At 45.2% G+C, this 25,599-nt stretch carries 18 protein-coding genes; 8 read left to right on the forward strand and 10 right to left on the reverse strand.

Annotation, left to right across the window (positions count from 1 at the left end):
• Positions 1-302: 302 nt before the first annotated feature.
• The 6 genes from AC5O63_RS16725 to aspA all read right to left on the reverse strand — a co-directional run bounded on the left by AC5O63_RS16725 (position 303) and on the right by aspA (position 9,338).
• On the reverse strand, positions 303-1,313 hold the full coding sequence (locus tag AC5O63_RS16725; RefSeq protein ID WP_494505677.1) for an ornithine carbamoyltransferase: 1,011 nt from the start codon (positions 1,311-1,313) through the stop codon (positions 303-305).
• A gap of 182 nt (positions 1,314-1,495) precedes the next feature.
• On the reverse strand, positions 1,496-2,407 hold the full coding sequence (gene arcC / locus AC5O63_RS16730) for a carbamate kinase (RefSeq protein ID WP_004742779.1): 912 nt from the start codon (positions 2,405-2,407) through the stop codon (positions 1,496-1,498).
• Between the two features lie 58 nt (positions 2,408-2,465).
• Positions 2,466-3,689 (reverse strand): arginine deiminase, encoded by a 1,224-nt coding sequence (arcA, locus tag AC5O63_RS16735; RefSeq protein WP_171323699.1) that lies wholly within the window; start codon positions 3,687-3,689, stop codon positions 2,466-2,468.
• A gap of 806 nt (positions 3,690-4,495) precedes the next feature.
• Positions 4,496-5,944, reverse strand: coding sequence for a YfcC family protein (locus AC5O63_RS16740; protein ID WP_486786916.1), 1,449 nt, complete (start codon positions 5,942-5,944; stop codon positions 4,496-4,498).
• A gap of 480 nt (positions 5,945-6,424) precedes the next feature.
• Positions 6,425-7,732 carry an anaerobic C4-dicarboxylate transporter gene (locus AC5O63_RS16745; protein ID WP_004742782.1) on the reverse strand — a complete coding sequence of 436 codons (1,308 nt, stop codon included), beginning with the start codon at positions 7,730-7,732 and terminating at the stop codon, positions 6,425-6,427.
• A 154-nt stretch (positions 7,733-7,886) separates the two neighbouring features.
• Positions 7,887-9,338 carry an aspartate ammonia-lyase gene (gene aspA / locus AC5O63_RS16750; RefSeq protein ID WP_004742783.1) on the reverse strand — a complete coding sequence of 484 codons (1,452 nt, stop codon included), beginning with the start codon at positions 9,336-9,338 and terminating at the stop codon, positions 7,887-7,889.
• A gap of 317 nt (positions 9,339-9,655) precedes the next feature.
• Here aspA and AC5O63_RS16755 point away from each other — a divergent pair, with 317 nt between their 5' ends.
• From AC5O63_RS16755 to AC5O63_RS16790, 8 genes are all read left to right on the forward strand, one after another.
• On the forward strand, positions 9,656-10,171 hold the full coding sequence (locus AC5O63_RS16755; protein ID WP_004749081.1) for an FxsA family protein: 516 nt from the start codon (positions 9,656-9,658) through the stop codon (positions 10,169-10,171).
• Between the two features lie 315 nt (positions 10,172-10,486).
• Positions 10,487-13,462, forward strand: a complete 2,976-nt coding sequence (locus tag AC5O63_RS16760; RefSeq protein WP_494505678.1) for an ExeM/NucH family extracellular endonuclease — start codon at positions 10,487-10,489, stop codon at positions 13,460-13,462.
• Positions 13,463-13,814: 352 nt separating this feature from the next.
• The gene (locus tag AC5O63_RS16765) at positions 13,815-16,412 is read left to right on the forward strand and encodes an ExeM/NucH family extracellular endonuclease (protein ID WP_494505679.1); all 2,598 of its coding nucleotides are present in this window, start codon (positions 13,815-13,817) and stop codon (positions 16,410-16,412) included.
• Between the two features lie 138 nt (positions 16,413-16,550).
• Positions 16,551-17,138 (forward strand): aminodeoxychorismate/anthranilate synthase component II, encoded by a 588-nt coding sequence (locus AC5O63_RS16770; RefSeq protein WP_494505680.1) that lies wholly within the window; start codon positions 16,551-16,553, stop codon positions 17,136-17,138.
• 402 nt (positions 17,139-17,540) lie between these two features.
• Positions 17,541-18,755 (forward strand): aspartate aminotransferase family protein, encoded by a 1,215-nt coding sequence (locus AC5O63_RS16775; protein ID WP_004745848.1) that lies wholly within the window; start codon positions 17,541-17,543, stop codon positions 18,753-18,755.
• An 84-nt stretch (positions 18,756-18,839) separates the two neighbouring features.
• Positions 18,840-19,859 (forward strand): arginine N-succinyltransferase, encoded by a 1,020-nt coding sequence (gene astA / locus AC5O63_RS16780; RefSeq protein ID WP_494505681.1) that lies wholly within the window; start codon positions 18,840-18,842, stop codon positions 19,857-19,859.
• Between the two features lie 35 nt (positions 19,860-19,894).
• Complete coding sequence (gene astD / locus AC5O63_RS16785) at positions 19,895-21,352, forward strand: succinylglutamate-semialdehyde dehydrogenase (RefSeq protein WP_494505682.1); 1,458 nt, start codon at positions 19,895-19,897, stop codon at positions 21,350-21,352.
• Positions 21,353-21,535: 183 nt separating this feature from the next.
• On the forward strand, positions 21,536-22,327 hold the full coding sequence (locus AC5O63_RS16790; RefSeq protein WP_494505683.1) for a DUF1338 domain-containing protein: 792 nt from the start codon (positions 21,536-21,538) through the stop codon (positions 22,325-22,327).
• Between the two features lie 198 nt (positions 22,328-22,525).
• On the opposite strand, the gene crp is transcribed toward AC5O63_RS16790, so the two are convergent.
• From crp to AC5O63_RS16810, 4 genes are all read right to left on the reverse strand, one after another.
• Positions 22,526-23,158, reverse strand: coding sequence for a cAMP-activated global transcriptional regulator CRP (gene crp / locus AC5O63_RS16795; RefSeq protein WP_004410522.1), 633 nt, complete (start codon positions 23,156-23,158; stop codon positions 22,526-22,528).
• 242 nt (positions 23,159-23,400) lie between these two features.
• Positions 23,401-24,270, reverse strand: a complete 870-nt coding sequence (locus AC5O63_RS16800; protein ID WP_171323674.1) for a phosphoribulokinase — start codon at positions 24,268-24,270, stop codon at positions 23,401-23,403.
• Positions 24,271-24,358: 88 nt separating this feature from the next.
• Positions 24,359-24,571 (reverse strand): YheU family protein, encoded by a 213-nt coding sequence (locus AC5O63_RS16805; RefSeq protein ID WP_171323672.1) that lies wholly within the window; start codon positions 24,569-24,571, stop codon positions 24,359-24,361.
• A 40-nt stretch (positions 24,572-24,611) separates the two neighbouring features.
• Entirely contained in the window at positions 24,612-25,589 is a 978-nt protein-coding gene (locus AC5O63_RS16810; RefSeq protein WP_494505684.1) for a hydrolase, read from the reverse strand.
• Positions 25,590-25,599: the final 10 nt, after the last annotated feature.

Consider the following 25,599-nt stretch of genomic DNA (forward strand, 5'->3'; position numbering starts at 1 on the left):
TGACTGTTTTTGATGGGGGTTTCGCAGCCGTTGGCAGAACTTGCTTGGAGGGTGATTGCGAGTTTATTTGTAGTAAGTGCGATGAAAAAAAATGCGGGCTTTATTCAGCATGCTTTTTGAAACATGGTGAACGCCACCCGCATTTCCCTGCAAAAAATACTCTGCATATTTGGAACTGTATCTGCGTTAACTGCATTTCCTCCCTCCAATCACTTAGCGGACTAAGCTCATGGAGAGTCGTAAATTTGTCGCCTTGTTACAGCTCCAACTATTTTGAGTATTATCACTCTTAGTAGGAGATATTAGTCGCCTAGTGTTGCTACCATCACTGCTTTGATAGTGTGCATACGGTTTTCTGCTTCATCGAAGACGATAGAGTGTTTAGATTCAACAACTTCATCTGTCACTTCTACGCCATCTTTAAGTTGTGGGTACTCAGCCGCTAGTTGCTTACCGACGGTAGTGTCTTCACCATGGAATGCAGGTAGGCAGTGCATGAATTTCACATGTGGGTTACCTGTCGCTTTTAGCATTTCCATGTTCACTTGGTAAGGCATCATTAGGTTGATACGCTCAGCCCATGCTTCTTTCGCTTCACCCATAGATACCCATACGTCTGTGTATAGGTAATCACAGCCTTGAACGCCTTCTTGTACGTCTTCAGTCAGAGTGATTTTCGCACCGGTTTCTTCAGCGATTTCGCGACAAATCGCTACTAGCTCTTCTTCTGGCCAGAACGCTTTAGGAGCCACTAGGCGGATGTCCATACCCATCTTCGCCGCACCAACCATTAGAGAGTTACCCATGTTGTTGCGAGCGTCGCCTAGGTAAGCGAACTTCATTTCATGTAGCTGTTTACCACGGCCGTGTTCCATCATAGTTAGGAAGTCAGCGAGGATTTGCGTTGGGTGGAATTCGTCTGTTAGGCCATTCCATACAGGAACACCAGCGTATGCGCCTAACTCTTCAACGATTTCTTGACCAAAGCCGCGGTACTCGATGCCGTCGTACATGCGACCAAGAACGCGAGCAGTATCTTTCATTGACTCTTTGTGACCGATTTGAGAACCCGATGGGCCTAAGTAAGAAACTTGAGCGCCTTGGTCAAATGCTGCAACTTCAAATGCACAACGAGTACGAGTAGATGTTTTCTCGAAAATTAGGGCAATGTTTTTGCCTTTTAGACGAGGTTGTTCATAGCCGTTGTATTTCGCTTTTTTAAGTTCCGCAGATAGATCCAACATGTGTTGAATTTCACGTGGAGTAAAGTCTAATAGTTTTAGGAAGTTACGGTTGCGTAGGTTAAAAGCCATGATGTTTTCCTTCTTTGTTTTGATTGCGCTCTCTTGGTTGCAGGGAAAGAGGTAAGAAAGCGCATAAATAAGTAATGTTTGTATAACTTCTGCTTCCACAGTGGGGAGCGAGATATGAATACCTTAAGTTCAACGAGGGTCTGGTTATTCAATCTCGCTCCAGTTGTGGAGTAACGAGTCGGTTAGCCTTTGGTGATATTGGTACCCGCAGTGCCTTGAAGAATGCGTAAACCATCTTCTAGAGAACCAATGCCGACCACTTTGCCACCTTGTTTAATGAACTCGCATGACGCTTCGATCTTCGGTCCCATTGAGCCAGCATCAAATTGGTATTGAGCCAGTTCAGATGGGTTAGTGCTGCGTAAAGCATGTTGAGTTGGTTTGCCCCAATCTAGGTAAACTGCATCAGCGTCAGTCAGGATAAGTAGCGCATCTGCGTCCAGTTGTTTTGCTAGGAATGCAGCAGACATGTCTTTGTCGATAACCGCTTCAACACCAACTAATTTTCCGTTTTCACGTTTGACTGGAATACCGCCACCGCCAGTACAGATAACCAAGTGGCCTTGCTCGATCAGTGCGGTAATCGCTTCATGTTCAATGATGCCTGTAGGTTGTGGGCTTGGGACTACGCGGCGGAAGTGTTGGCCGTCTGGCTTGATTGTCCAACGGTACTTCTCTGCTAGTTCACGCGCTTCTGCTTCTTCGTAAATTGGGCCGATAGGCTTGGTTGGATCGGCGAATGCAGGATCGCTTGGGTCAACCGTCATTTGAGTCAACATGCAAGTCGCGTTGACGTTAGGCATTTGGTTTTTAAACTCTTGCATCAGCATATAGCCGATCATGCCTTGAGTTTCACTGCCCAGTACATCGAGTGGGTACGGAGCGACTTTCTTGTATTCCAGACCTTGTAGAGCAAGTAGGCCAACTTGTGGGCCGTTACCGTGCACAAGCACTACGTTGTACTCTTGTGCGATTTCAGAAATTGTCTTAACCGCAATCTCAATGTTTTGGCGCTGAACTTCAGCTTCTAATGGCTCGCCGCGGCGAAGTAGGGCGTTACCACCAAGTGCTACAACTACTGTTTGTTTAGTCATTGCTTTAATCTCTCTGCAGGGGGCAGGAGCAAAGGGCTCCCGCCAACTAATCACTTACTTAAATACCGTCACGCTCGATTGGGCAGCTCATGCAGCGAGCGCCACCACGACCACGGCCTAGCTCGTCACCTGGGATAGGTAGAACAGTGATGCCCGCTTTATCGTATTTCTCGTTGGTGTAAGTGTTACCTTCGTAGCCAACAACCACGCCTGGTTTCACAGTCAGTACGTTGTTTGCGTCGTTCCACTGCTCGCGTTCTGCGTGGAAGTTGTCACCACCTGTAGTGATTAGGTTTAGCTTGTCTACGCCTAGTGCTTTCTCGATAGCTGTTACGAAGTAGCCCTCTTCTTTCACATTAACCGCACCAGACTCATCGCCAGTTAGGCTCCAACATTTCACGTCTTTACGCACCACTTCTGGGTAAACAGAGAAGGTATCTTCGTTCATGTGAGTCATAACGGTGTCTAGGTGCATGCAAGAGCGGTGTTTAGGTAGCTCCATCGCAATGATTTGTTTCGCTTGGCCGTGCTTGAATAGACCAGAAGCTAGGTGCTCAACACCTTGTGCGGTTGTACGCTCAGACATACCGATAAGTACCGTGCCACGACCAAGAACTAATACGTCGCCGCCTTCGATAGTCGAGTTGTCGTAGTTGATTGTCTCTTCGTCGCCGAAGTACTTAATGAAGTCTTGACCTGCGAAGGTTGGGTGCCAGCGGTAAATCGCACGAACATGGTTTGTTTCACGTTGACGAGCAGGTTTTGCCATTGGGTTGATTGATACGCCACCGTATACCCAGCAAGAAGTGTCACGAGTAAATAGGTGGTTTGGTAGAGGCTCAATGATGAAATCAGTTGGAGCGTGCAGACCTTGCATCATTGAAGAAGATTTCATTGGCATTTCAGCGTAAGAAAGGCCACCAGTCAGAATTTTTGCTAGCTCTAGATTAGGTAGGTCACCTAAGTAGCAGCGTACATCGTTAGCGAAGGTTTTGCCTAAGCGGTAATCTGATACTTGGCGGCTAAGTAGCCAGTCTTTTGCTTCTGGAACAGCAAGCGTGTCTGCAAGTAGGTCTGTAAGAAGTAGCACTTCCACACCTTGATCACGCAATGTTTGAGTGAATACGTCGTGCTCTTTACCTGCACGCTCAACTGCCAATACGTCATCAAATAGCAGATCGTGACAGTTAGAAGGTGTCAGGTGAGTCAGAGCTCGTCTAGGGCGGTGAACAAGAACGCGACGTAATTGACCGATTTCAGAACCTACGTATAACTTACTCATGATCGTATCTCTCTTATATTTTAATTAGTCTTAATATTTAAAAACTAATATTTAATTTGTAGGGAATAGAATCGTGAATTTATTTATTCACTTATTTTGTTTCTGGAACTCATATTACGCCTGTTGGCGGGGGAATCTTAGAGGTCAATCACAGTTCGATTTTTATGCTCCAGGCCTTGATTTACAAGGGTTTTAACAATATCTATGCAGTTGTTATTGAGCTGTAACACCCCTAATTAGCCACTCAGTGTGGAACTTTATGCAGGTAAATATCCAAGATGCTAGATAAACAATAACTAGTCGGAAAAATATGCACTAAAAATTTAGTGACAATAAATTGAATAAAGCGGAAATATGCAATGAATCTTTCTAGATAAGTGCTTTTGAGGTGTGAATTAATCGTTTTATAACAAAATATTTGGTAATAATTGTTGTGCTGATCACATATTAATATTTGCACCGATTTAATTAGAGGGATTTATTTAATTAATAAAGTTTATTGGTTGGGATACTTTTTCTAATTAAAAAATAGTATTGAGATCAGACTTCGTCTTCTAGAACGCTTCGCTGCGGGAACGGGCTTCGCCCTATGGAATGCTTCGCTACAGGATCGGGTTTTCCCTATGGGAAGACTAGGACTGGAGCAAGTAATTAAGTGTCCCAGTCTAGTTCTCCGTAGAACGAAGTTCGTTCCCACATCCTTCCTCTGTAACGAAGTGTTCCCAAAAAAAGAAAAGCCGCACTAAGGCGGCTTTGAGGGCGGCTCACTTCCTGTGAGCCAGGGTAAGGAAAAGAAGGTTTATCAATTAGATAAGTGCACCAATACTTAGAACCACGATGCAGAACAGAGTTAGAATCGCGAGTAGCGGTGCGACCCATTTCACCCAGCGCACGTATGGGACACGTGCGATAGCCAAACCACCCATAACCACAGCTGAAGTTGGTGTAATTAAGTTAACCAAACCTGACGCTGATTGGTATGCAGTGATAACGAGTTCACGACCAACACCTGCAAAGTCTGCGAGTGGTGCCATGATTGGCATAGTAAGTACCGCTAGACCTGATGTAGAAGGTACAAGGAACGACAGTAGAATTTCGAGGAAGAACATCACGTTGATAAACACCACAGACGATAGACCCGTCACCATTTGTTCTGCTGAGAACAAGATAGTATCTGTGATCATACCGCGGTCCATTACCACGACAATACCACGTGCGATACCGATAATCAGTGCAACACCAAGTAGGTCACGAGCGCCATCAATAAAGCTGCTTGTAAACTCTTCTTCACTCATGCGTGCGACTAGGCCAACAATGATAGTGGCTGCTAGGAACATTGCAGAGATCTCTGCCATCCACCAACCTGCAACCGATACGCCGTAGATCATCACACCAAACGAGCCACCGAAGATAGTTAGGATAATCTTACGAGTAGTCGTGAACTCCATTCCTTCTTCAGATTGGTTACCAAGGAAGTGAGCTTTGTTTTCTTCGTACTTATCGTAAACGATAGATTTAGATTGGTCGGCGCGAACCATGCGTGCATAGCGCATAACGTAAGCAACACAGATAGCGTAACCAATCACTAGCATGATAACGCGCAGCATGATGCCGTCAGTGAATGGAATGCCCGAAGCGTTAGCTGCGATAACCGTTGCGAAAGGGTTAATGGTTGAACCGAGTACACCGATACCTGCGCCTAGTAGTACCGTAGCGGCTGCAACTAATGGGTCAAAGCGCGCTGCCATCATCACAGGAACAAGCAAGGTGTAGAAAGGTAGTGACTCTTCCGCCATACCGTAGACAGTACCACCTGCAGCAAACAGTGCCATCAGGATAGGTATCATCATCTCTTCACGCCCTTCAAGGCGATGGGTTACACGCTCGATACCCGCGTCAATCGCTCCGGTTTTGGTTACTAGACCTAAGAAGCCACCGATAACAAGGATAAATAGCGAAACGTCGATAGCGGCTGCTTCATAGCTGTTGTGGTCGTAGAAGCCATCAATTGGCGCGAGCAGAACATCAATCACGCCTTGTGGGTTGCCTTCAACTGCTTGATAAGTGCCTGTTACAGGAACTTCACGACCGAGATCTTCGTTCATTGCTCGGTCGTATTGGCCAGCAGGAACTATCCAGGTCAGCATTGCTACAAGTGCAATTAAGACAAAAAGAATCGTATATGCGGAAGGGAACTTAAAGTTGGCAAAGAAGCCGCCTTTTTTTTCTTCAGTCGGTACAGTTTGGGTTGTCATGGCTATCTCCTTACTTTTATTTATATACCAATAAATAAAAGTGAATCAGCGACTCATAGTTATTAGGAATTAAATAACTTATGTAGGGTAAGTTATTGGTATTCGATTTATAGATTGGGCTTCACTGTCAAATCCGCCCTTTGACGCTATTTTAAAAGCACTCTTAACGACTAACTTTGGGGATCTTCACAAAATAAATCGATAAAAAAATAGGGGTTATTAAGTGAAAGTAATTACCCGATTAATTGTTTGAAAAGGGTGGATTAATATTCTAGAAAAATAGGATGAGATGAGGAGTAATCAGGTGAAATGGCAATGGTTTTAATTTGATGGGAATTTTATTCAAACGTTGGGATTAAAATGCATAAAGAGTTTTTGAACACTTTATTGACTAAAGTCAAAAATAAAATGTGAGCTAGATTTTTTACACGAGATAAAATAAAAAAGGGAGCCGAAGCTCCCTTAGTTTTAATATGGTTTTTAGATGAATAAACCGCCGAATGTAAAGCCCAGCGCTACCGCAGACGAGATAGTCACCACACCAGGAATAAAGAACGGATGGTTGAAAACGTATTTGCCGATACGTGTTGAGCCAGTGTCGTCCATTTCAACTGCTGCAAGCAGTGTTGGGTAGGTTGGTAGTACGAATAGCGCACTTACTGCGGCGAAAGATGCAACGGCTGTGAGAGGCGCGACACCAATAGCCAGTGCAGCTGGCATCAGTGCGACCGTAGTTGCCCCTTGTGAGTAAAGCAACATTGAAGCAAAGAACAGCACCATAGCTAGCATCCATGGGTAATCTGAAAGCAGTGCACCCGCCACTTCTTTAATGCCGTCTACGTGTGCGTTAACAAAGGTTGAACCAAGCCAAGCAACACCAAGTACACAAACACACGCTGTCATACCCGAGCGGAAGGTTGCCGCTGAAGGGATCTTAGATGCATCAATCTTAGTCACGAGAACGATGGCTGCCGCTGCTGCCAGCATCACTGTCATGATCGCTTCATTTCGGCCTAGAGCCGGATCCTTGATAAGGCCAATCGAGCCGGAAATTGCTGCAGCGTAGCAAACAACAAAACCGATCGCGGCAAGAAAGATGTAAGTCGCAGTTTTTGCCGTAGGCAGAATTTCACGCTGCTTTTCAGTTGCCAGTTTGATTAAGCCTTTTTCCAGACGCTCTTGATAGATAGGGTCATCTTTTAGCTCGCTGCCCATAAAGTTGGCAACAAATGCACCAATCATACATGCGATGAAAGTGGTTGGAATACAAACTGCTAACAGAGTTAGGTAATCAACCCCCATAGGCGCCAGCATTGCAGCAAACGCAACAACAGCCGCTGAAATCGGTGAAGCGGTAATAGCAATTTGTGAAGCAACAACTGCAATAGACAGTGGGCGCGATGGACGTACTCCTTGGCCTTTTGCTACTTCAGCGATAACAGGCAGAGTCGAGAACGCAGTGTGTCCTGTTCCTGCCATTAGCGTCATTAAGAAAGTTACAATCGGCGCATAAAAGGTGATGCGCTCAGGGTGTTTACGCAAAAAGTTTTCAGCCACTTGTACTAACCAGTCCATGCCGCCAGCAACCTGCATGGCTGCGATCGCGGTAATGACCGACATAATGATAAGAATAACGTCTACTGGAATAAAAGCTTGGCTAGTGGGTACACCAAGTACCAAAGAAAGTGCGATAACACCTGCACCACCTGCTAAACCAATGCCAATACCACCAATTCTTGCTCCTAAATAGATAAAGAGCAGAACGACAAAGAGTTCGACTGCCACCATATTGATACCTCATAAAGTTTATTTTGATTCTGATTATCTAACGACTCAGCGTCTAAATAGTTAGATAATAGGAATGAAGAGAGACCTTGATAAAATTGTGGTTAACCGTATTGAGTGCCAAAAAAGGGCTCCGAAGAGCCCTTTCTTACTGCGATTATTCGTAGCGTTTCGCTTTATACGTTGGGTGCATAAAGTTTTCAACACAAAGAATCTCATCAAGCTCTTCTTCGGTTAGTAGACCGCGCTCAAGCACGACTTCGCGAACACTCTTACCTGTTTCCGCACAGATCTTACCGACGATGTCACCTTCGTGGTGGCCGATGTAAGGGTTTAGGTAAGTCACGATACCGATAGAGTTGTATACATAGCTTTCACACGTCTCTTTGTTGACTGTGATGCCATCGATACATTTGTCACGCAGGTTGACACATGCGTTGGATAGGATTGAGATCGACTCAAACATGCTTTGAGCAATCACAGGTTCCATCACGTTAAGCTGAAGCTGACCGCCTTCTGCTGCAAACGAGATAGTGTTGTCGTTACCTAGCACTTTGAAACAAACTTGGTTAACTACTTCTGGAACTACTGGGTTTACTTTCGCTGGCATGATTGACGAGCCTGCTTGAAGCTCTGGCAGGTTCAGTTCGTTCAGGCCTGAACGAGGACCAGATGAAAGCAGACGTAGGTCGTTACAGATCTTAGACAGTTTAACCGCTAGACGTTTTAGTGCGCCGTGCGTCATTACGTATGCACCACAGTCAGACGTTGCTTCGATCAAGTCTTCTGCAGGAACCACTTCTAGACCTGTTACTTCCGCTAGGTGTTTCACAGCTGATGCTTGGTAACCTTGCGCTGCGTTTAGGCCTGTGCCAATTGCTGTTGCACCTAGGTTGATTTCTAGTAGTAGTTTTGATGTGTACTCAAGTGCACGAATTTCTTCGTTTAGAGTGACTGCCCAAGCATGGAACTCTTGACCGACTGTCATTGGTACAGCGTCTTGAAGCTGAGTACGACCCATCTTCAATACATCTTTAAACTCTTGGCTCTTAAGCTCAAAGGCACCTTTTAGGTATTCAATCGCTTCAATCAGCTTCGCTACGCTGTTGTATACCGCAATACGGAAGCCAGTAGGGTATGCACAGTTCGTTGATTGGCTCTTGTTTACATGATCGTTCGGGTTAACGATGTCGTACTGACCTTTTTCTTTGCCCATTAGTTCAAGAGCAACGTTAGCAATCACTTCGTTGGTGTTCATGTTGACTGAAGTACCTGCACCACCTTGGAATACGTCTGATGGGAACTGATCCATGCACTTACCTGTTTCAAGGATCAAATCACACGCTTCGATGATGTAGTTAGCAACATCTTTAGGGATAACACCTAGCTCTTTGTTTGCTAGTGCAGCGGCTTTCTTTGTCATCACCATACCGCGTACAAATTCAGGTACGTCAGAGATGGTCATGTTAGAAATATTGAAGTTTTCAATCGCGCGAAGAGTATGAATGCCGTAGTAAGCGTCAGCTGGTACGTGGCGCTCGCCGAGTAAGTCTTCTTCGATACGGGTTGCTTGGTTAGCCACTTGAGAGGTTTCAGTTAGGGTAGCCATACAGGATCCTTAGATATTTATTCTGATAATAAAGTTGCTTTATAGCCAATCTGTAGTCTAAGAATCCATTCGACAGAATTTTTGGCTGTATAATCCGTCCTGACTTATGTGGCACATGATACTGTACCTGCGGTATAAAAATAGTAAGTGGATCACCTTTTTTGCTTTTGTTGAGTTAAAGTTTTGTAAGATATGAATAGGTTATTAATAACCCTTTAGTGGTAGGGTTTTATTGAGTGTTTTATCACGATTTTTTACAGCTTCAATTTGAGCTAAAACCGTGGAACACGTACACTGAACCCAACAAAGGAGGGCGTGTGTTTCCTATCTTATTATTGCTGTTTATCTTCGTTCCTATTATTGAAATAGGCCTATTTATTCAAGTCGGTGGTTTTCTGGGTTTGTGGCCAACCATCGGCTTGGTACTGATCACCGCATTTGTTGGTGCCTCGTTAGTACGTAGCCAAGGACTGCAAACACTGATGTCAGTGCAAAACCGCCTTCAGCAGGGAGAGTTACCTGCTCAGCAGATCTTTGAGGGCGTGATGTTGGCAGTTGCCGGCGTGCTGCTTCTTACCCCAGGTTTTATGACCGATGCATTCGGTATGCTGGTTTTACTTCCAGCTCCTAGGGCGGTTATCGCTAAGTACTTGATGAGCAAAATGGTGGTGAAATCAGTGGGTGGTGGATTCCAAGGTGGTTTTCATGGCGAGCAGTTTGGTCAGAACCCATTTGAACAAGGTCCTTTCCACAAAGGGGACTCTAAGCAAGGCTCGACTTTCGAAGGGGAGTTTGAGCGCAAAGATGATGATGACCAAAACCGACTAAACTAATCCGTTTAACTCTTTTTAAAGGCGCTATCACAGCGCCTTTTTCTTTTTAAACACCAAACTTACGAATTAGCATATACAGGGTTCTGATATTCAATTCTGTGATCGTTGAGTAATTGCTCTATGTTTTTTGCTAAAAATATCAATAGGTAAGGAAAAGTGTTGAAAGATAAATTAACTTCTATTTATCGTGTTAATGTATGAGATCTGAATCGCAATAGAAATGAATGTAAATTTACATCTCGACATTGCAACGTGATATTTGCCACAAAACGTCAACAAGTGAATGTAGACAAAATAATGATATGTGGTGAAACAATGAATAGTAAATTTTATCCCAAACTTCTTGCCTTATGTGTATCGAGCGCGATTTCTAGTGGCGTGAATGCTGATATTTTTATTTCTCAGTACGTTGAAGGTGGAAGCTACAACAAAGCTGTAGAGATTGCGAACACGGGCTCCTCTCAGATCGATTTAACAGGTTATAAGTTGGCCAACTCATACAATGGTAGTGGCAACTGGGACAACAAACTCTCTCTTGACGGTCTTTCAATTGCCGCAAATCAAGTGATTGTCATTGCCAATACGAGAGCAAGTGATGCCATTAAAGCGTTAGCAGTAAAGCAAGATTCTTCAGTTGTAAATCACAACGGTGATGATCCCTTAGCAATTCTAGATGCTAGCGATCAAGTGGTGGATATGATCGGTGTTATGGGGGATGTTGATTGGGGGAAAGATATCACTCTTGTTCGCAACTCTAATGGTCAGGCGGCGAGTTCAACATACAATAACAAGCACTGGAACAGCTTGGTAAAAGATGACATTACAGGGTTAGGCCAGCTTGATGTTCCCGCAGCACCTGAACCATTTAATTGTCAAGTCGATGGCAATTCACCAACCTTTACTAATATTGAGGCGATTCAGGGGAGTGGTGAACGCTCACCTCTTTTAGCTGATGGCACATACATAGGTACAGATGATGTTTATGTACAGGGTATTGTTTCTGCGGTCACTACTGGTCTAACAAAAGGCTTTTATCTGCACGCCCAAACTCCAGACAACGATCCTGCAACTTCAGATGGTTTATTCATATCAACGGGAGAAGGAACCTCAGAGCTAAAAGCTGGCGATGTCGTATGTGTGAAAGGTAAAGTTCAGGAATATTACAACAATACCCAATTGGCTTCGAATGGCGACAGTTATATTAAAACTGGAACTGCAGAAGTCCCACACGGTGCGAAATTTGTTGTGAATGAAGGTGAAACTTTGCGTCAGGCTCTGGAGCGCTATGAAGGTATGCTGCTAGAGCTAGATGCTGACAGCAAACTGTTTGTTACGCGTAACTTCTCATACGACTATGACAGCAAACGCAATAACATGCTTCTTTCATATAAAGCACCACTATTTAAGCCAACTCAGTTGTATGCGGCAGAAAGTGCTCAAGCGGTAGCGCTGGCGGATCAAAATAGGAATAGTCGAGTGTTCCTTGAGTCAGATGCCAAAGCTCCAAGTGGAAAGATCCCTTATTACCCAGATTTTGCCAAGGATATAGACCAAGATGGTTCCTCTGAATATCACATACGCTTGGGTTCGCGTCTGGAAGGATTAAAAGCAGTCGTAAACTACAGCTTTAATGAATATCGTCTTATTGCCACAAACGAGCTGACAAATAGCAACTTTGTGACTTCTGGAAAAGGATTTGACGTTTCTCGAACTTCTGCCCCAAGCATTGCCAAATCGGACCTGAGAGTTGCTAGCTTTAATGTGCTCAATTACTTTACTTCGGTTGCGGCAAGTGGAGATGCTAACCCGACGGGACAGAACAGAGGTGCAACCAAAAATGAAGAGTTTCTAATTCAGCAAGCTAAAATTGTGGCTGCGATGACGAAGATGGATGCTGACATTATTGGCTTGATGGAAGTAGAGAACAATGGCTTTGGTGACGGGAGTGCGATTAAGAGTCTTACTGATGCACTAAACGCAAAGATTACCAATACCGAAGACCATTACAGCTTTGTTGAAATTGCTAAGGCAGACAAACATCAAGATGCGTACTTTGGTACAGATGCCATCATGGTTGCTATCTTATATCGTGCATCAGAAGTGACGCCTAAACAGGCAGCGCAGGTCATTGTTACTCCTGAACAGCATGTCGCCGAAAGCACCGTCACGCGTAGTGATGGTAATGGAGGAACTGAAACTAACAATCCTGCTTACGACAAGTACCAACGTCATAGTTTATTGCAAACGTTTACGCTTAAAGAAACTGGAGACGATTTATCTATCGTAGTCAATCACTTTAAATCAAAAGGCTCGAACTGTATTGAAGAGTGGATTGATAGAGCAGATAGAGAGCCAACGGATCTACAAGGAAACTGCAATAGATTCCGTGTCTCAGCAGCCAAAGCCGTAGGTGAAGCACTGAAAAACCTTCAAGGTGATGTATTAGTCATGGGAGATATGAATGCCTATGGCCTAGAAGATCCTCTGTTAGTTCTTACCGACTACAGCCAAGAAAAATATGGTCGAGAGGTGTTTACTGCAGGTTATACTACCCTAGGGAAAAATGCTGATGGTAGTAATGCTACTTATGAGCAAACGGGGTCTAAAATTATCCAAGGGTACGGGTATATTAATCTAGCGACTGCACTGCACGGCACTCACACATATTCATACACTTATGGAGGTGAATTGGGTAATTTAGATCATGCATTGGCAAACTCCAGTCTTGCGAATAAAGTTGTTGCAATTGAAGATTGGCATATCAACTCGGCAGAAACCAATATGTTTGAGTACAGCAGTAAGTACACCGCGGACATGCCCAAGTATAACGATGCCTACTCTGCGTCTGATCACGATCCAGTTGTCATTGCCATTGATCTACCGGATAAGAAAATTGAATTGCCTACGAATGGTGAGAAATTAACGGTTAATGTTACTCTACCCTTCAGCGCAAAAGTTGATGACGTAGTAACAGTGACATTGACCCAAGAGAGTTCAGTAGCAGCGTCAAGGTCAGCAGCACTGACTCAGGCAGGTGTGACTTACTCAGCTTCGGCTAAGGTAACTCAGACTGATTTAGATAAACGCAGCGTTGCTGTGAAATTTGATAAAACGCCAACGGCGGGTAGTTATAAAGTAGAGCAGAAGCTTAACGATACCGTGCTATATACTGGCAATGTTACCATTGCTGAATCATCGGCTTCATCTACAACAAATACCGACGGTGGTAGTGTTGGTTTAGGCTTCTTGATGTTCCTATCAGGGCTGACAATGTGGAGACGCCGTAAGTAATCCCTCTATATAGAAAGGCCAGTTTGACTGGTCTTTCTATAATTGCCTTTCTTGTACTTGAAAAAGTAATCAGTAGCTCAACAGGCAGCTATCTTCTTCTTTCTCTGGTTGTTTATGACTTGTGTCTCAAGAGTGAGGTGTGTGTTATCGCTATGTATTGAAAATTTGACGACGCTTCAATTATTCATCATGTCTATGAGATCGAAATCTCACTGTCACTGAATGTAATTTTTAGTTTCATAAAAAACATCAACACTGGACATGATTTATTAAAAAGTAGTCACGAAAAAAGTGATTTGGAACACGCTTTCTCGTTGTGGAGCAACATTGAAAGCGATGCATGGTGGATAACATGAAACAAAAACTAACCCCAACGCTACTTGCAGCAGTGGTAGCAGGTGCTCTGTCTTCTCCAGCAATGGCAGACATTATTATTTCTCAGTATGTAGAAGGTGGCAGCAACAACAAAGCAATCGAGATTGCTAACACAGGTGATGCTTCTGTCTCTCTTGATGGCTATGAGCTAGCCAAATCAACCAATGGCAATGGTGAGTGGGGCAGCAAGCTGTCACTCAACGGCCAAGTGCTGGCAGCGAAAAGCGTACTGGTTGTTGCTCATACTAGCGCCAGCGACGACATTAAAGCGGTTGCGGACATCCTTAATGGCTCAGTAACGGGTTTCAATGGTAATGACCCAATGGCACTGCTGAAAGATGGCAGTGTGCATGATCTGCTAGGTGACATGGGTGGCTCTGACTTTGCAAAAGATACCACTTTAGTTCGCAACTCAGATGCGATGACACCTTCTACAGCGCATAATGCTGCACAGTGGTCTTCACTGCCGAAAGATAGCATTGAAGGGTTAGGCACGTTGGATGGTGGCACAGCTCCAGAGCCATTCGCTTGTACTCAAGATGGCGCAGCGCCAACCTTTACTTCTATTCAAGAAATCCAGGGTGAAGGTGATACCTCTCCATTTATTAATGGCTACCCATACATCACAGACGAAGACTTCTTTGTTAAAGGTGTGGTTAGCGCCGTGACGACGGGCCTAACCAAAGGTTTCTACCTACAAGCACTGACTGATGACTACAACCCACAAACATCAGAAGGTTTGTTCGTTCACACTAACCAGTCAAGCTCAGAGCTAAAACCGGGCGATGTCGTGTGTGTGAAAGGTAAAGTTCAAGAATACTACAACCACACTCAGCTAAAGACAGAAAACAACAACTGGGTTAAGCAAGGCGAACAAGCAGCGCCAACGGCGACGGATATCGAGATCCTACCAACAGATAAAAACTTCGATCGCACGCTAGAGCGTTACGAAGGCATGCTAGTCAGAACAACTGAAGCGCTCGATATGCGTGTGACGCGTACGTTCGGCTACGACTACGCTGCGCGTCGTAACAACATGGTACTGGCGCAAGGTCGTATCAGCATGCAGCCAAACCAAAACTTTGCTGCAGGTTCAGAGCAAGCGAAACAGCAGAGCATCGAAAACGCGGAGCGTCGTCTATATGTAGAATCTGATGCCAAAGCGCCAAACGGCTCTATCCCTTACTACCCAGATTTTGGCCGCACTGACGCAGACCAAGATGGTTCAACAGAGGATTACATCCGCGTTGACGATACGATTGTTGGTCTAGAAGGTGTGATCACCTACAGCTACGGCGATTACCGCCTAATACCTACCAACACGCTAACTAGTGAAAGCTTCGTACGTAACGACCCACGTACTCAAGATATCGATATGAAAGAGGGCGACCTACGTATCGCGACTTTCAATGTCTTGAACTACTTCAACTCGCCGTTTGGTGGTGACACTAACCCACATGGTAACAACCGTGGTGCGAACAACTTTGAAGAGTTTGAAGTACAGCAAGCGAAAATCGTCAATGCGATTCTACGTCTAGACGCTGACATCATCGGCCTGATGGAAATCGAGAACAACGGCTTTGGTGAAAGCGGTGCGATTCGTCAGCTTGTAGATCAGCTAAACGCACGCATTGAAAACAAGAAAGATCGTTACGACATCGTCGCTATCGACAGCAATGGCGATAAAGTGACAGATGAAAATGACTACATCGGCACCGACGTTATCACAACGGGCGTTATCTACCGTCCTAAAGTGGTTAAGCTAAAAGAGTCTCGCGTTATCGCAATGCCAAGTCAGCAAGCGCCTGAAGTGGTTGATGAAAACGGTAAAGTGATTGAAGACGGTAAGAACTACCAGCGTGATTCTCTAGCACCAACCTTTAAGGTGAAAGGGACCAAAGAGAAGATCACAGTGGCGATTAACCACTTCAAATCAAAAGGTTCTAAGTGCTGGGAAGATGCAGCACCAGTTGAGCAAGGCGGTCAGGGTGGTCAAGACCTAGATAAGCAAGGCTCATGTGAAAACTTCCGCGTTGCAGCGGCAGTGGCACTAGGGGATGCGCTGAAAGAGATTAAAGGCCACAAAGTTATCTTGGGTGATATGAACTCGTACGGCATGGAAGATCCAATGCTTGTTCTGACGGATTACAGCCAAGAGAAGTACGGTAAGACAATCAAAGCGGCGCGTAACACATACATCGGCGGTGAAGTTCAGTACGGTGATGACGGTGCAGTGATTAATCACAACTACGGTTACATCAATGCCGTAGCGAAAGCGCATCCAAACAGCTGGAGCTACTCGTTCAATGATGAAGTGGGCGCACTTGACCACCTATTGATCAGTCCAAGTCTAGAGAAGCACTTTGTTGACGCAACAGACTGGCACATCAACGGTGGCGAATCGACGCTGTTTGATTACAACGATGAGTACAAAGGTGACCTACCTAAGTACCAAGATCACTTCCGTTCTTCTGACCACGATCCAGCAGTTCTAGAGCTAAATATGGCAGGCTCTTTCAGCTTCGGCGCAATGATGTCTCTGTTCGGCCTAGCGCTATGGCGTCGTCGTAAGTAATAACCCTCAAAAAGTACTGTAAACTAATAAGGTCGGTGAAAGCCGACCTTATTTTTAGCGTTTGCTCTTGCCTTTCTTGCCCTGTATTGCACAATACCGCCCCTAACCAAGAAATTTATCAACGCTAGTCTCCGAGTAATGCTGTTAATCATCGATAATTACGACTCTTTTACCTACAACCTGTACCAGTATTTTTGTGAGCTGGGCGCAGAGGTTAAGGTAGTGCGTAATGATGAAATCACGCTTGAAGAGATAGAGGCGTTGAATCCTACCCATTTGGTTATCTCTCCGGGGCCCTGTACGCCCAATGAAGCGGGTATTTCGTTAAGTGCGATTGAGCATTTTGCGGGAAAGCTGCCGATTCTTGGTGTTTGTTTAGGCCATCAGGCGATTGCACAGGTGTTTGGCGGAGAGGTGGTACGTGCTCGACAGGTAATGCATGGCAAAACATCCCCAATTCGCCACAATGATCGCAGTGTGTTTGCCACGCTCAATAATCCGCTGACGGTAACGCGTTATCACTCGCTTGTGGTTAAGAACGACTCTTTGCCAGATTGTTTTGAGCTTACTGCTTGGACAGAGCTTGAAGATGGCTCGATGGATGAGATCATGGGCTATCAGCACAAAACCTTGCCGATTGATGCGGTGCAGTTCCATCCTGAGTCGATTAAAACAGAGCAAGGCCACCAGATCCTCGCTAACTTTTTGGCTCGCCAGCCACTTTAAAACGCTCTCTTTGACCGTCTTCTGTCTGGTTAAAGCCTGACTTAGATCACTATTTTTAACATTTCCTTCATAATTCACCGTGCGGATATTTTGTGAAAAAGTATGCGCAGAGTTTGTTGCGCCTACGCTAGAGCCCTTATCCGGACTATGATTAACCATAGCTTATCTTAGCTATAAGAATATATTGCTTCATAAAAGTAGAAGCGTGATGCATAAATACTCAGAGGTAGTGACTATCAGACTCCACAGTGGGCACTAAAAAGAATAAATCACTATTGAAATGGTTAATTAAATGTAAATACAATGCCGTGATTGCTTAATAGCAAAACAATATCTTATTTCATTGAATAGAAGTAAGGACACCATATTCGCTATGCATGCGGTATCAAGAGGGAATGTGCAATGACTGTAGAAAATAACGTAGAACGCGGTTTGTTTGATGAGGTAATGGTACCTTGTTATAACCCAATGGAAATGATTCCAGTAAAAGGCGAGGGTGCTCGCGTTTGGGATCAGCAAGGTAAGGAATACATCGACTTTGCTGGTGGTATCGCCGTGAGCTGTCTAGGTCATTGTCACCCTGCAATGGTGAATGCGTTAACTGAACAAGGTCAAAAGCTTTGGCATTTAAGTAACGTAATGACTAACGAACCAGCGCTTCGTCTAGCGAAAAAGCTTACTGAAGTCAGCTTTGCAGAGAAAGTGTTCTTTGCTAACTCAGGTGCAGAGGCAAACGAAGCGGCTTTGAAACTGGCGCGTCGTTATGCAGCTGATAAGTTTGGCCCAGAAAAATCTGAAATCATCGCTTTTAAACAAGGTTTCCATGGCCGTACTTTCTTCACTGTAACTGTCGGCGGCCAAGCGGCTTACTCTGATGGTTTTGGTCCTAAGCCAGGTGATGTCACTCACTTACCATACAATGATGTTGAAGCACTTCGCGAGCATATCTCAGATCGCACTTGTGCCATCATGATGGAACCACTTCAGGGCGAAGGCGGCATCATTTCTCCAACTGACGAATTTGTTCAGACAGTTCGTGAGCTATGTGACAAGCATAATGCTCTACTGATTTTTGATGAAGTACAGACAGGCAATGGTCGTACTGGTCAATTTTACGCATATCAAGGTCTGGGTGTGACTCCAGATATTCTAAGCACAGCTAAGTCTCTAGGTGGCGGTTTCCCTATTGGCGCAATGCTAACTACTACTGAGCTATCTAAGCACCTGAAAGTCGGCACTCATGGTTCGACTTACGGTGGTAACCCACTAGCGTGTGCGGTTGCTGAAGCCGTGGTTGATGTTGTAAGTGCACCAGAAACATTGGCTGGCGTTGCAGAGCGTGAAGCCCTGTTCCGTGAAGGCCTAGCTAAACTTAATGATAAGTACAACATGTTCGCGGAAGTTCGCGGCAAAGGTCTTCTTTTAGGTGCTGCGCTTAACGATGAGTGGCAAGGCCGCGCACGTGATGTGTTAGTCGCTGCAGGTAAAGAAGGTCTGATGGTTCTAGTGGCAGGTGCAAACGTAGTTCGTTTCACACCATCACTAGTGATCAGCACGGAAGAAATTAACGAAGGACTTGCGCGACTAGATAAAGCTCTAGCGACGCTAGTTAAATAACTAATAAAGCTCTATTAAAAGAGCAAGAACGGGGCTAAGGGCTTAGATGGCACTTAGTCCCCTTAGTATCAGGAGGGAGTTTTGATGCTGGTTGTTCGCCCTATCGCAATGTCGGATTACGATGCGCTGCACACATGCGCAGTGGAATCGGGTCACGGATTTACATCTCTACCGGTTAACGAAGAACTGTTAACCAATCGCATTACCCATTCAGAATATAGTTTTACCAAGCCGGACGTAAACGAGCCGGGTGATGAAGGCTATCTCATGGTTGGCTTTGATAATGAGACTGGCGAAGTCGCTGGTTGTACCGGGATTGAAGCATCCATTGGTTGGGATGTACCTTTTTATTCTTACCATATCAGTACGGTTGTTCACTCATCGCCAAAATTGGGTGTGAATAACGTGGTTAAGCTACTGACTTTCGGTAACAACTACACTGGTTGTAGTGAAATTTGTACTCTGTTCTTAAGACCTTCTTTCCGTCAGGGCTTGAATGGCCGCTTGATGTCGAAGTGTCGTTTTCTAATGATGGCGGAGCATCCTGAAAGATTCTCGAAAACGGTCTTTGCTGAGATGCGCGGCGTTTCTGATGCTGAAGGTAACTCACCATTCTGGCAATGGCTGCAAGAGCATTTCTTCTCGATTGATTTCACTATGGCAGATTACCTCACTGGTATCGGCAAGAAAGGCTTTATTGCTGACCTGATGCCTAAGCTACCAATCTACATCAACCTCTTGAGCAAAGAGGCTCAAGAAGTGATTGGTCAAGTGCATGAAAACACCAAGCCAGCGTTACGCCTGTTGGAAAAAGAAGGTTTCACTTGTCGTAACTATGTCGACATCTTTGATGGCGGCCCAACGGTTGAGTGTGATGTACGCAATATCGAGTCGGTTCGTCACTCATTTAGAGCAAAAGTCACTATCGCGGAACACACCAGTTCTCAAGACTACTTGATTTCAAACACGTCGTTTGAAGACTTCCGCGCAACTGCGGCGAAAGCGGCTTACGATCAGGCTTCAGATTCAGTGATTTTGTCTCCTGAAGTGGCGAATGCCCTCAAAGTTAACGAAGGCGAATTCGTTCGCATGTTGGCTCAATAGAGCTTTGTATTAAGGAAAATGTGAAGGAACAAGCTATGACACATTGGATTGCTGGCGAATGGGTTGCAGGCCAAGGTGAGTCGATGAACTCACAAAGCCCATACAACAACGAAGTTATCTGGCAAGGCGACAGCGCAACACCGCAGCAAGTTGAGCAAGCGGTATCAGCGGCACGCAGTGCATTCGTTGGCTGGAAAAAATTAAGCTTTGCTGAGCGTGAAGCGATCGTTCTTGCTTTTGCTGAAAAGGTAAAAGAGAACAGCGAACAAATCGCAGAAATCATCGCTAAAGAAACCGGTAAGCCAATTTGGGAAACTCGTACTGAAGCAGCGGCAATGGCAGGTAAGATTGCGATTTCAATTCGAGCTTACCATGACCGTACTGGTGAAGCTCAGCGTGAAGCTGCGGGGAACCAAATCGTGCTTCGTCATCGCCCATTAGGTGTAATGGCAGTGTTTGGTCCATATAACTTCCCAGGGCACCTACCAAACGGTCACATCGTACCTGCGCTACTGGCAGGTAATACCGTGGTATTTAAGCCGTCAGAGCAAACGCCGCTAACCGGTGAGTTTGCCATGAAGCTGTGGGATCAAGTTGGTCTGCCGAAAGGGGTGATCAACCTAGTGCAAGGTGCTAAAGAAACCGGTATTGCACTGGCTGATTCTAAAGGCTTAGATGGCGTGCTATTCACAGGTAGCGCGAATACGGGTCATATTCTGCATAAGCAGTTTGCCGGTCAACCGGGCAAGATGCTGGCGCTAGAAATGGGTGGTAATAACCCAATGGTGATCTCTGAAAATTACGGAGAGTTGGACGCGACCGTCTACACCATCATTCAATCAGCGTTTATCAGCGCAGGTCAACGCTGTACTTGTGCTCGCCGTTTGTATGTTCCAGTTGGTGACAAAGGTGACTTACTGGTCAACAAGCTAGTGGAAGCAACCAATAAGATTCGTGTCGATCAGCCTTTTGCTGAGCCAGCACCATTTATGGGCCCTCAGATCTCTAAAGCGGCTGCTGACTTTATTCTTGCTGCTCAAGCAAACCTACAAAAGCTAGGTGGCGAGAGCTTAATTGAAGCTAAAGCCGGAGAAGCTGCATTTGTAACACCAGGCATTATCGATGTTACCGCGATTGCTGAGCTACCAGATGAAGAGTACTTCGGCCCACTACTACAAGTGGTGCGTTACCAAGGTCTAGAGAAAGCAGTTGAGTTAGCCAATGACACTCGCTTTGGTCTATCCGCAGGCTTAGTTTCTACTGACGATGGTGAGTGGGAATACTTTGTTGACCATATTCGTGCTGGCATCGTAAACCGCAATCGCCAGTTAACTGGTGCAAGTGGTGATGCGCCATTTGGTGGCCCGGGTGCGTCAGGTAACTTACGCCCAAGTGCTTACTACGCAGCAGATTACTGTGCTTACCCTATGGCTTCGATGGAAGGAGGAGAAACACTTCTTCCTGCCACGTTAAGCCCAGGTGTTGAGCTATAAAAAACGATAAATTTTAGGGTATTCCCTTCTTGCCTCCCTGAGCCGGGAGGCATTTGAAACGTCACAGGCTGAAGGCTATCTGATCAAACTTTCTGGACACATTTGGTTAGATGGCCTTTTTTATAATTAAACAAATAACTACTCATACTCCATTTACGTAAACCACCCCTACAAGGAGGCGTTATGACGCCAGATGTTTTATTCCAACAGTTATGGAATGACTATATTCAACGCTTATGTCCCTCTGCTGAACAAGTCCACCAACTTCTGCAAGAAGACGAAGCGCTGATCAATGACCACATTGCTCTGCGCACTTTCAATGTAGAACCTCTGGGCATTGCGACCCTTGCACAACCATTCTTAGACGTAGGCTACAAGCCATGCGGTGATTATGTGTTTGAAAGCAAGAAGCTTGTTGCTAAACATTATGAGCACCCAGACCCAAAACAGCCTAAAGTGTTTATTAGTGAACTGAAGGTTGAAGAGTGTTCTGCTGAGCTACAAGCTATTGTCGCTAAGCTTGTCGAGCAATTGGACACCAGTAAGCTAAAAGGTCATGAGTTCTTGTATGGCGGTCGTTTGTGGGACATTAGCTTTGCTGACTTCCAGACGTTAGCGAAAGAAAGTGAGTACGCTTCTTGGCTGGCAGCACATGGTTACGGCGCTAACCACTTTACTGTTAGCGTCAATCAGCTCAATGCATTTGAAGAAGTGAAAGGCGTCAATGACCACCTACGCGAGTCCGGCTTTACCATCAATGAGTTTGGTGGCGAAGTGAAGGGGTCTCCTGATGTGCTGCTAGAGCAATCTTCAACGATGGCGGATAAAGTAGCGGTAACCTTCACGGAAGGTACAGAGATTATCCCGGGTGGTTTCTACGAGTTTGCTAAGCGCTACCCAATGAGCAACGGTGAACTTTATCCAGGGTTTGTTGCAGCCTCTGCTGATAAGATCTTCGAGAGTACTAACGGGTAGGAAGAGCTGAGAACGGGCTGCGCCCTAGAGATGCGGGAACGCTGCGCTTCGAGAGAGTTTGATCTCGGATGTGGAAAGGTGTTCTATCTCGAAGGACGAAGTCCGCTCCGTAGCGTTCTCGATTCTCGCATCCGATATAAACAAAAAGCCACCAATGTTTCCATTGGTGGCTTTTAAAATTTTAACGGTTAATCGAAATTAACGAGTACCGTAAACCACGATAGTTTTACCGTGTGCAGAAATTAGGTTCTGCTCTTCTAGCATCTTCAAGATACGACCTACTGTCTCACGAGAACAGCCAACGATTTGACCGATTTCTTGACGAGTGATCTTAATCTGCATGCCATCTGGGTGAGTCATCGCATCTGGTTGCTTCGCTAGGTTTAGTAGCGTTTGAGCAATACGGCCAGTTACGTCTAGGAATGCTAGGTCACCTACTTTTTGGCTAGTCACTTGTAGGCGGCTTGCCATTTGCGCAGATAAGCGCATTAGGATGTCTGGGTTCACTTGGATAAGCTGACGGAATTTCTTAAATGAGATTTCCGCAACTTCACAAGGAGATTTAGCACGAACCCATGCTGTACGCTCTTGGTCTTCTTCGAATAGACCAAGTTCACCGATAAAGTCACCTTGGTTTAGGTAAGAAAGGATCATTTCCTTACCTTCTTCGTCTTTAATAAGAACCGCTACTGAACCTTTTACGATGTAGTACAAAGTTTCAGCTTTCTCGCCCGCGTGAATTAGCGTGCTTTTTGAAGGGTACTTATGAATATGACAATGTGAAAGAAACCACTCTAATGTTGGGTCGGTTTGAGGTTTACCTAGAACCATAATATCTCACTTCCTCTGCAGGGTACGCTTGCCGCTTTCCATATTTTAGCTAAGCCTTAATCAAGACCTACTAGGATAAGAGCACTTTACAAATGCTGCAAGCCAACTTGTGTTTCGGTAAGAAATAGTATCCTTTTTCGAAAACGATTTCTTGATTTTAATCGGGTACAACTGGGGTTTTAGTACGCAAAACTGTGCACATGATCACGGTATGAAAAGTAATCGTGTTCTAGCTGTGGGTATTAACCAATTTTGCCCGTTTCGATGAGCTGTTGAAGTATCGGTTTAACGATTAGCTCCATGGCAAAACTCATCTTACCGCCAGGGACAACAATCGTGTTGTGACGCGACATAAATGCCCCATCAATCATTGCCAGTAGATATGGGTAATCTACGTTTTTAATGCCTCGCAATCGAATAACAACAAAACTCTCATCTAAACTCGGAATGCCTTTGGCGTTAAGCGGGTTAGATGTGTCGACGGTAGGGACACGTTGAAAGTTAATATGAGTACGAGAAAATTGGGGAGTAATGTAGTTCAGATAGTCATCCATTGAGCGGACGATAGAGTCCATCACCGCTTCACGCGAGTGACCACGATCGCGGGTATCACGAACGAATTTCTGAATCCATTCAAGGTTCACGATAGGCACCATGCCAATCAGAAAATCAACATGCTGTGATACGTTAACCTCGCCATCGACAACACCGCCATGTAGACCTTCATAAAATAGGACGTCGGAGTTTTCTGGCAGATCTTGCCAAGGTGTAAAGGTGCCTGGCATTTGGTTGTATGGAACGGCTTCATCGAACGTATGCAGGTAACGGCGGATTTGACCGACGCCTTCTTGACCGTACTTGCGGAAAAACTCTTCAAGTCCATTGAAGTCGTTCGCCTGAGGGCCAAAGTAACTGATATGGCGGCCTTGCTCACGTGCCTTACGGATTTCAACGTCCATCTCAGGGCGCGTAAAGCGGTGGAAGCTATCGCCTTCAACCCATGCGGGTTTGACGTTCATCATATTGAACATCTTACGGAAAGCTTCAGAAGTCGTTGTGGTACCAGCTCCAGAGGAACCAGTGACCGCAATAATCGGGTGTTTTGCTGACATGACAAACCTTGTCGTAATCTAATCCTTTAAACGAAAACCACTATAGCACGCTTTAGTGGTCAGTCACTGTATGCGATGCGCTAAAGTACTAAAACTTTCGTTTGAGTTGAATATCGACGGTTTCGTGCAGTTCAGAGAAGACAACAACCGCTTCCCCTGATTCCAACTGGGTACGTATTTGATCGACTTTGTCTTGCAGCGAGATCTCGACATCCCCATAGTCTGTCCCTTCACGCAGGACAAATTCCCGAATGAGATTTTCTAGTGTTGCTGGCTCGATTTGTTGCCATGGAACGATCATAAATACCTCTTTATTTTATGATTTAGGCCAAGGTGATTGGCTACGCAGAGAGAGCCAAACTTTCATAGTATGCAGGTAGTGCCTCTTCGAGCCAAAACCTCGGTTTTAACGCACTGCCGGTGACAAAACCAACATGCCCACCTTGTTCAAACAGTCGGTAGTCAATGTTATCAGGCAAGACATATTTTGGAATCACAGCATCAGTCATGAACGGATCGTCTTTCGCATGGATGATCTGTGTGGGTAGAGTGATTTCTTTTAGGCGATGGATGCCCGAGCAGCGCTGATAATAGTCTTCTGCGTCCTTGAAACCATGCAGCGGGGCGGTGATTAGGTCATCAAACTCGTACAGTTTAGTTACGCGTTTGATGTTTTGATAGCTCAAGCCAAGCTCTCCTTTCAACAGTTGGTGCTTTTGCAGTGCACTTTTCTTCAATGATGACAGGAGATAGTTTTTATATAGCTTGGAAAAGCCTTGTTCGATGCGCTCAGAGCAGGCAGACAGGTCGAGTGGCGCAGACACTATGGTGGCGGCATCAAGCAAAGGATTTTGATTGTACTTAGCGAGGTAGTTGGCCAGCATGTTGCCACCAAGAGAAATTCCTACCGCGACTTTAGTTTGGTGTGGGAACAGCGAATCTAGATGTTCAAGGAAGAAACGGGCGTCTTCCACTTCACCTGAGTGATAGGCGCGAGCAAGTTTGTTGGGCTTACCGCTACAGCCACGAAAATGCATCATCACCGACAGCCAGCCTTGCTTAGCAAAAGCATCCATTAAACCATTGGCGTAGGGGCTGTAGAAGCATCCTTCCAAACCGTGGAATAAAACAAAAATCGGCTTGTCTTTGACTGACTCGTCATTGATATCTTCACTCCAAGCGATATCGAGGAAATCTCCATCAGGAGTATCTAAGGTTTGCCAAAATGGTTCAAATAGGGCTTTTTTGCGAATAAAACGCGGAGCAAGCGTTTGTAGATGCGGGTTGGCTAATCCTTTAGCGGCAACAAAATGAGTCATAACGGTTCCA

It is taken from the genome of Vibrio sp. SCP2 (assembly GCF_059295395.1).

What these genes read in the sequence shown, in the direction of transcription:
- astA (WP_494505681.1), top strand. Translation starts at nt 18,840, where the DNA reads ATGCTGGTTGTTCGCCCTATCGCAATGTCGGATTACGATGCGCTGCAC.
- arcA (WP_171323699.1), bottom strand. Translation starts at nt 3,689, where the DNA reads ATGAGTAAGTTATACGTAGGTTCTGAAATCGGTCAATTACGTCGCGTT.
- AC5O63_RS16725 (WP_494505677.1), bottom strand. Translation starts at nt 1,313, where the DNA reads ATGGCTTTTAACCTACGCAACCGTAACTTCCTAAAACTATTAGACTTT.
- AC5O63_RS16740 (WP_486786916.1), bottom strand. Translation starts at nt 5,944, where the DNA reads ATGACAACCCAAACTGTACCGACTGAAGAAAAAAAAGGCGGCTTCTTT.
- aspA (WP_004742783.1), bottom strand. Translation starts at nt 9,338, where the DNA reads ATGGCTACCCTAACTGAAACCTCTCAAGTGGCTAACCAAGCAACCCGT.
- crp (WP_004410522.1), bottom strand. Translation starts at nt 23,158, where the DNA reads ATGGTTCTAGGTAAACCTCAAACCGACCCAACATTAGAGTGGTTTCTT.
- arcC (WP_004742779.1), bottom strand. Translation starts at nt 2,407, where the DNA reads ATGACTAAACAAACAGTAGTTGTAGCACTTGGTGGTAACGCCCTACTT.
- AC5O63_RS16775 (WP_004745848.1), top strand. Translation starts at nt 17,541, where the DNA reads ATGACTGTAGAAAATAACGTAGAACGCGGTTTGTTTGATGAGGTAATG.
- astD (WP_494505682.1), top strand. Translation starts at nt 19,895, where the DNA reads ATGACACATTGGATTGCTGGCGAATGGGTTGCAGGCCAAGGTGAGTCG.
- AC5O63_RS16760 (WP_494505678.1), top strand. Translation starts at nt 10,487, where the DNA reads ATGAATAGTAAATTTTATCCCAAACTTCTTGCCTTATGTGTATCGAGC.
- AC5O63_RS16790 (WP_494505683.1), top strand. Translation starts at nt 21,536, where the DNA reads ATGACGCCAGATGTTTTATTCCAACAGTTATGGAATGACTATATTCAA.
- AC5O63_RS16800 (WP_171323674.1), bottom strand. Translation starts at nt 24,270, where the DNA reads ATGTCAGCAAAACACCCGATTATTGCGGTCACTGGTTCCTCTGGAGCT.
- AC5O63_RS16765 (WP_494505679.1), top strand. Translation starts at nt 13,815, where the DNA reads ATGAAACAAAAACTAACCCCAACGCTACTTGCAGCAGTGGTAGCAGGT.
- AC5O63_RS16745 (WP_004742782.1), bottom strand. Translation starts at nt 7,732, where the DNA reads ATGGTGGCAGTCGAACTCTTTGTCGTTCTGCTCTTTATCTATTTAGGA.
- AC5O63_RS16805 (WP_171323672.1), bottom strand. Translation starts at nt 24,571, where the DNA reads ATGATCGTTCCATGGCAACAAATCGAGCCAGCAACACTAGAAAATCTC.
- AC5O63_RS16770 (WP_494505680.1), top strand. Translation starts at nt 16,551, where the DNA reads ATGCTGTTAATCATCGATAATTACGACTCTTTTACCTACAACCTGTAC.
- AC5O63_RS16810 (WP_494505684.1), bottom strand. Translation starts at nt 25,589, where the DNA reads ATGACTCATTTTGTTGCCGCTAAAGGATTAGCCAACCCGCATCTACAA.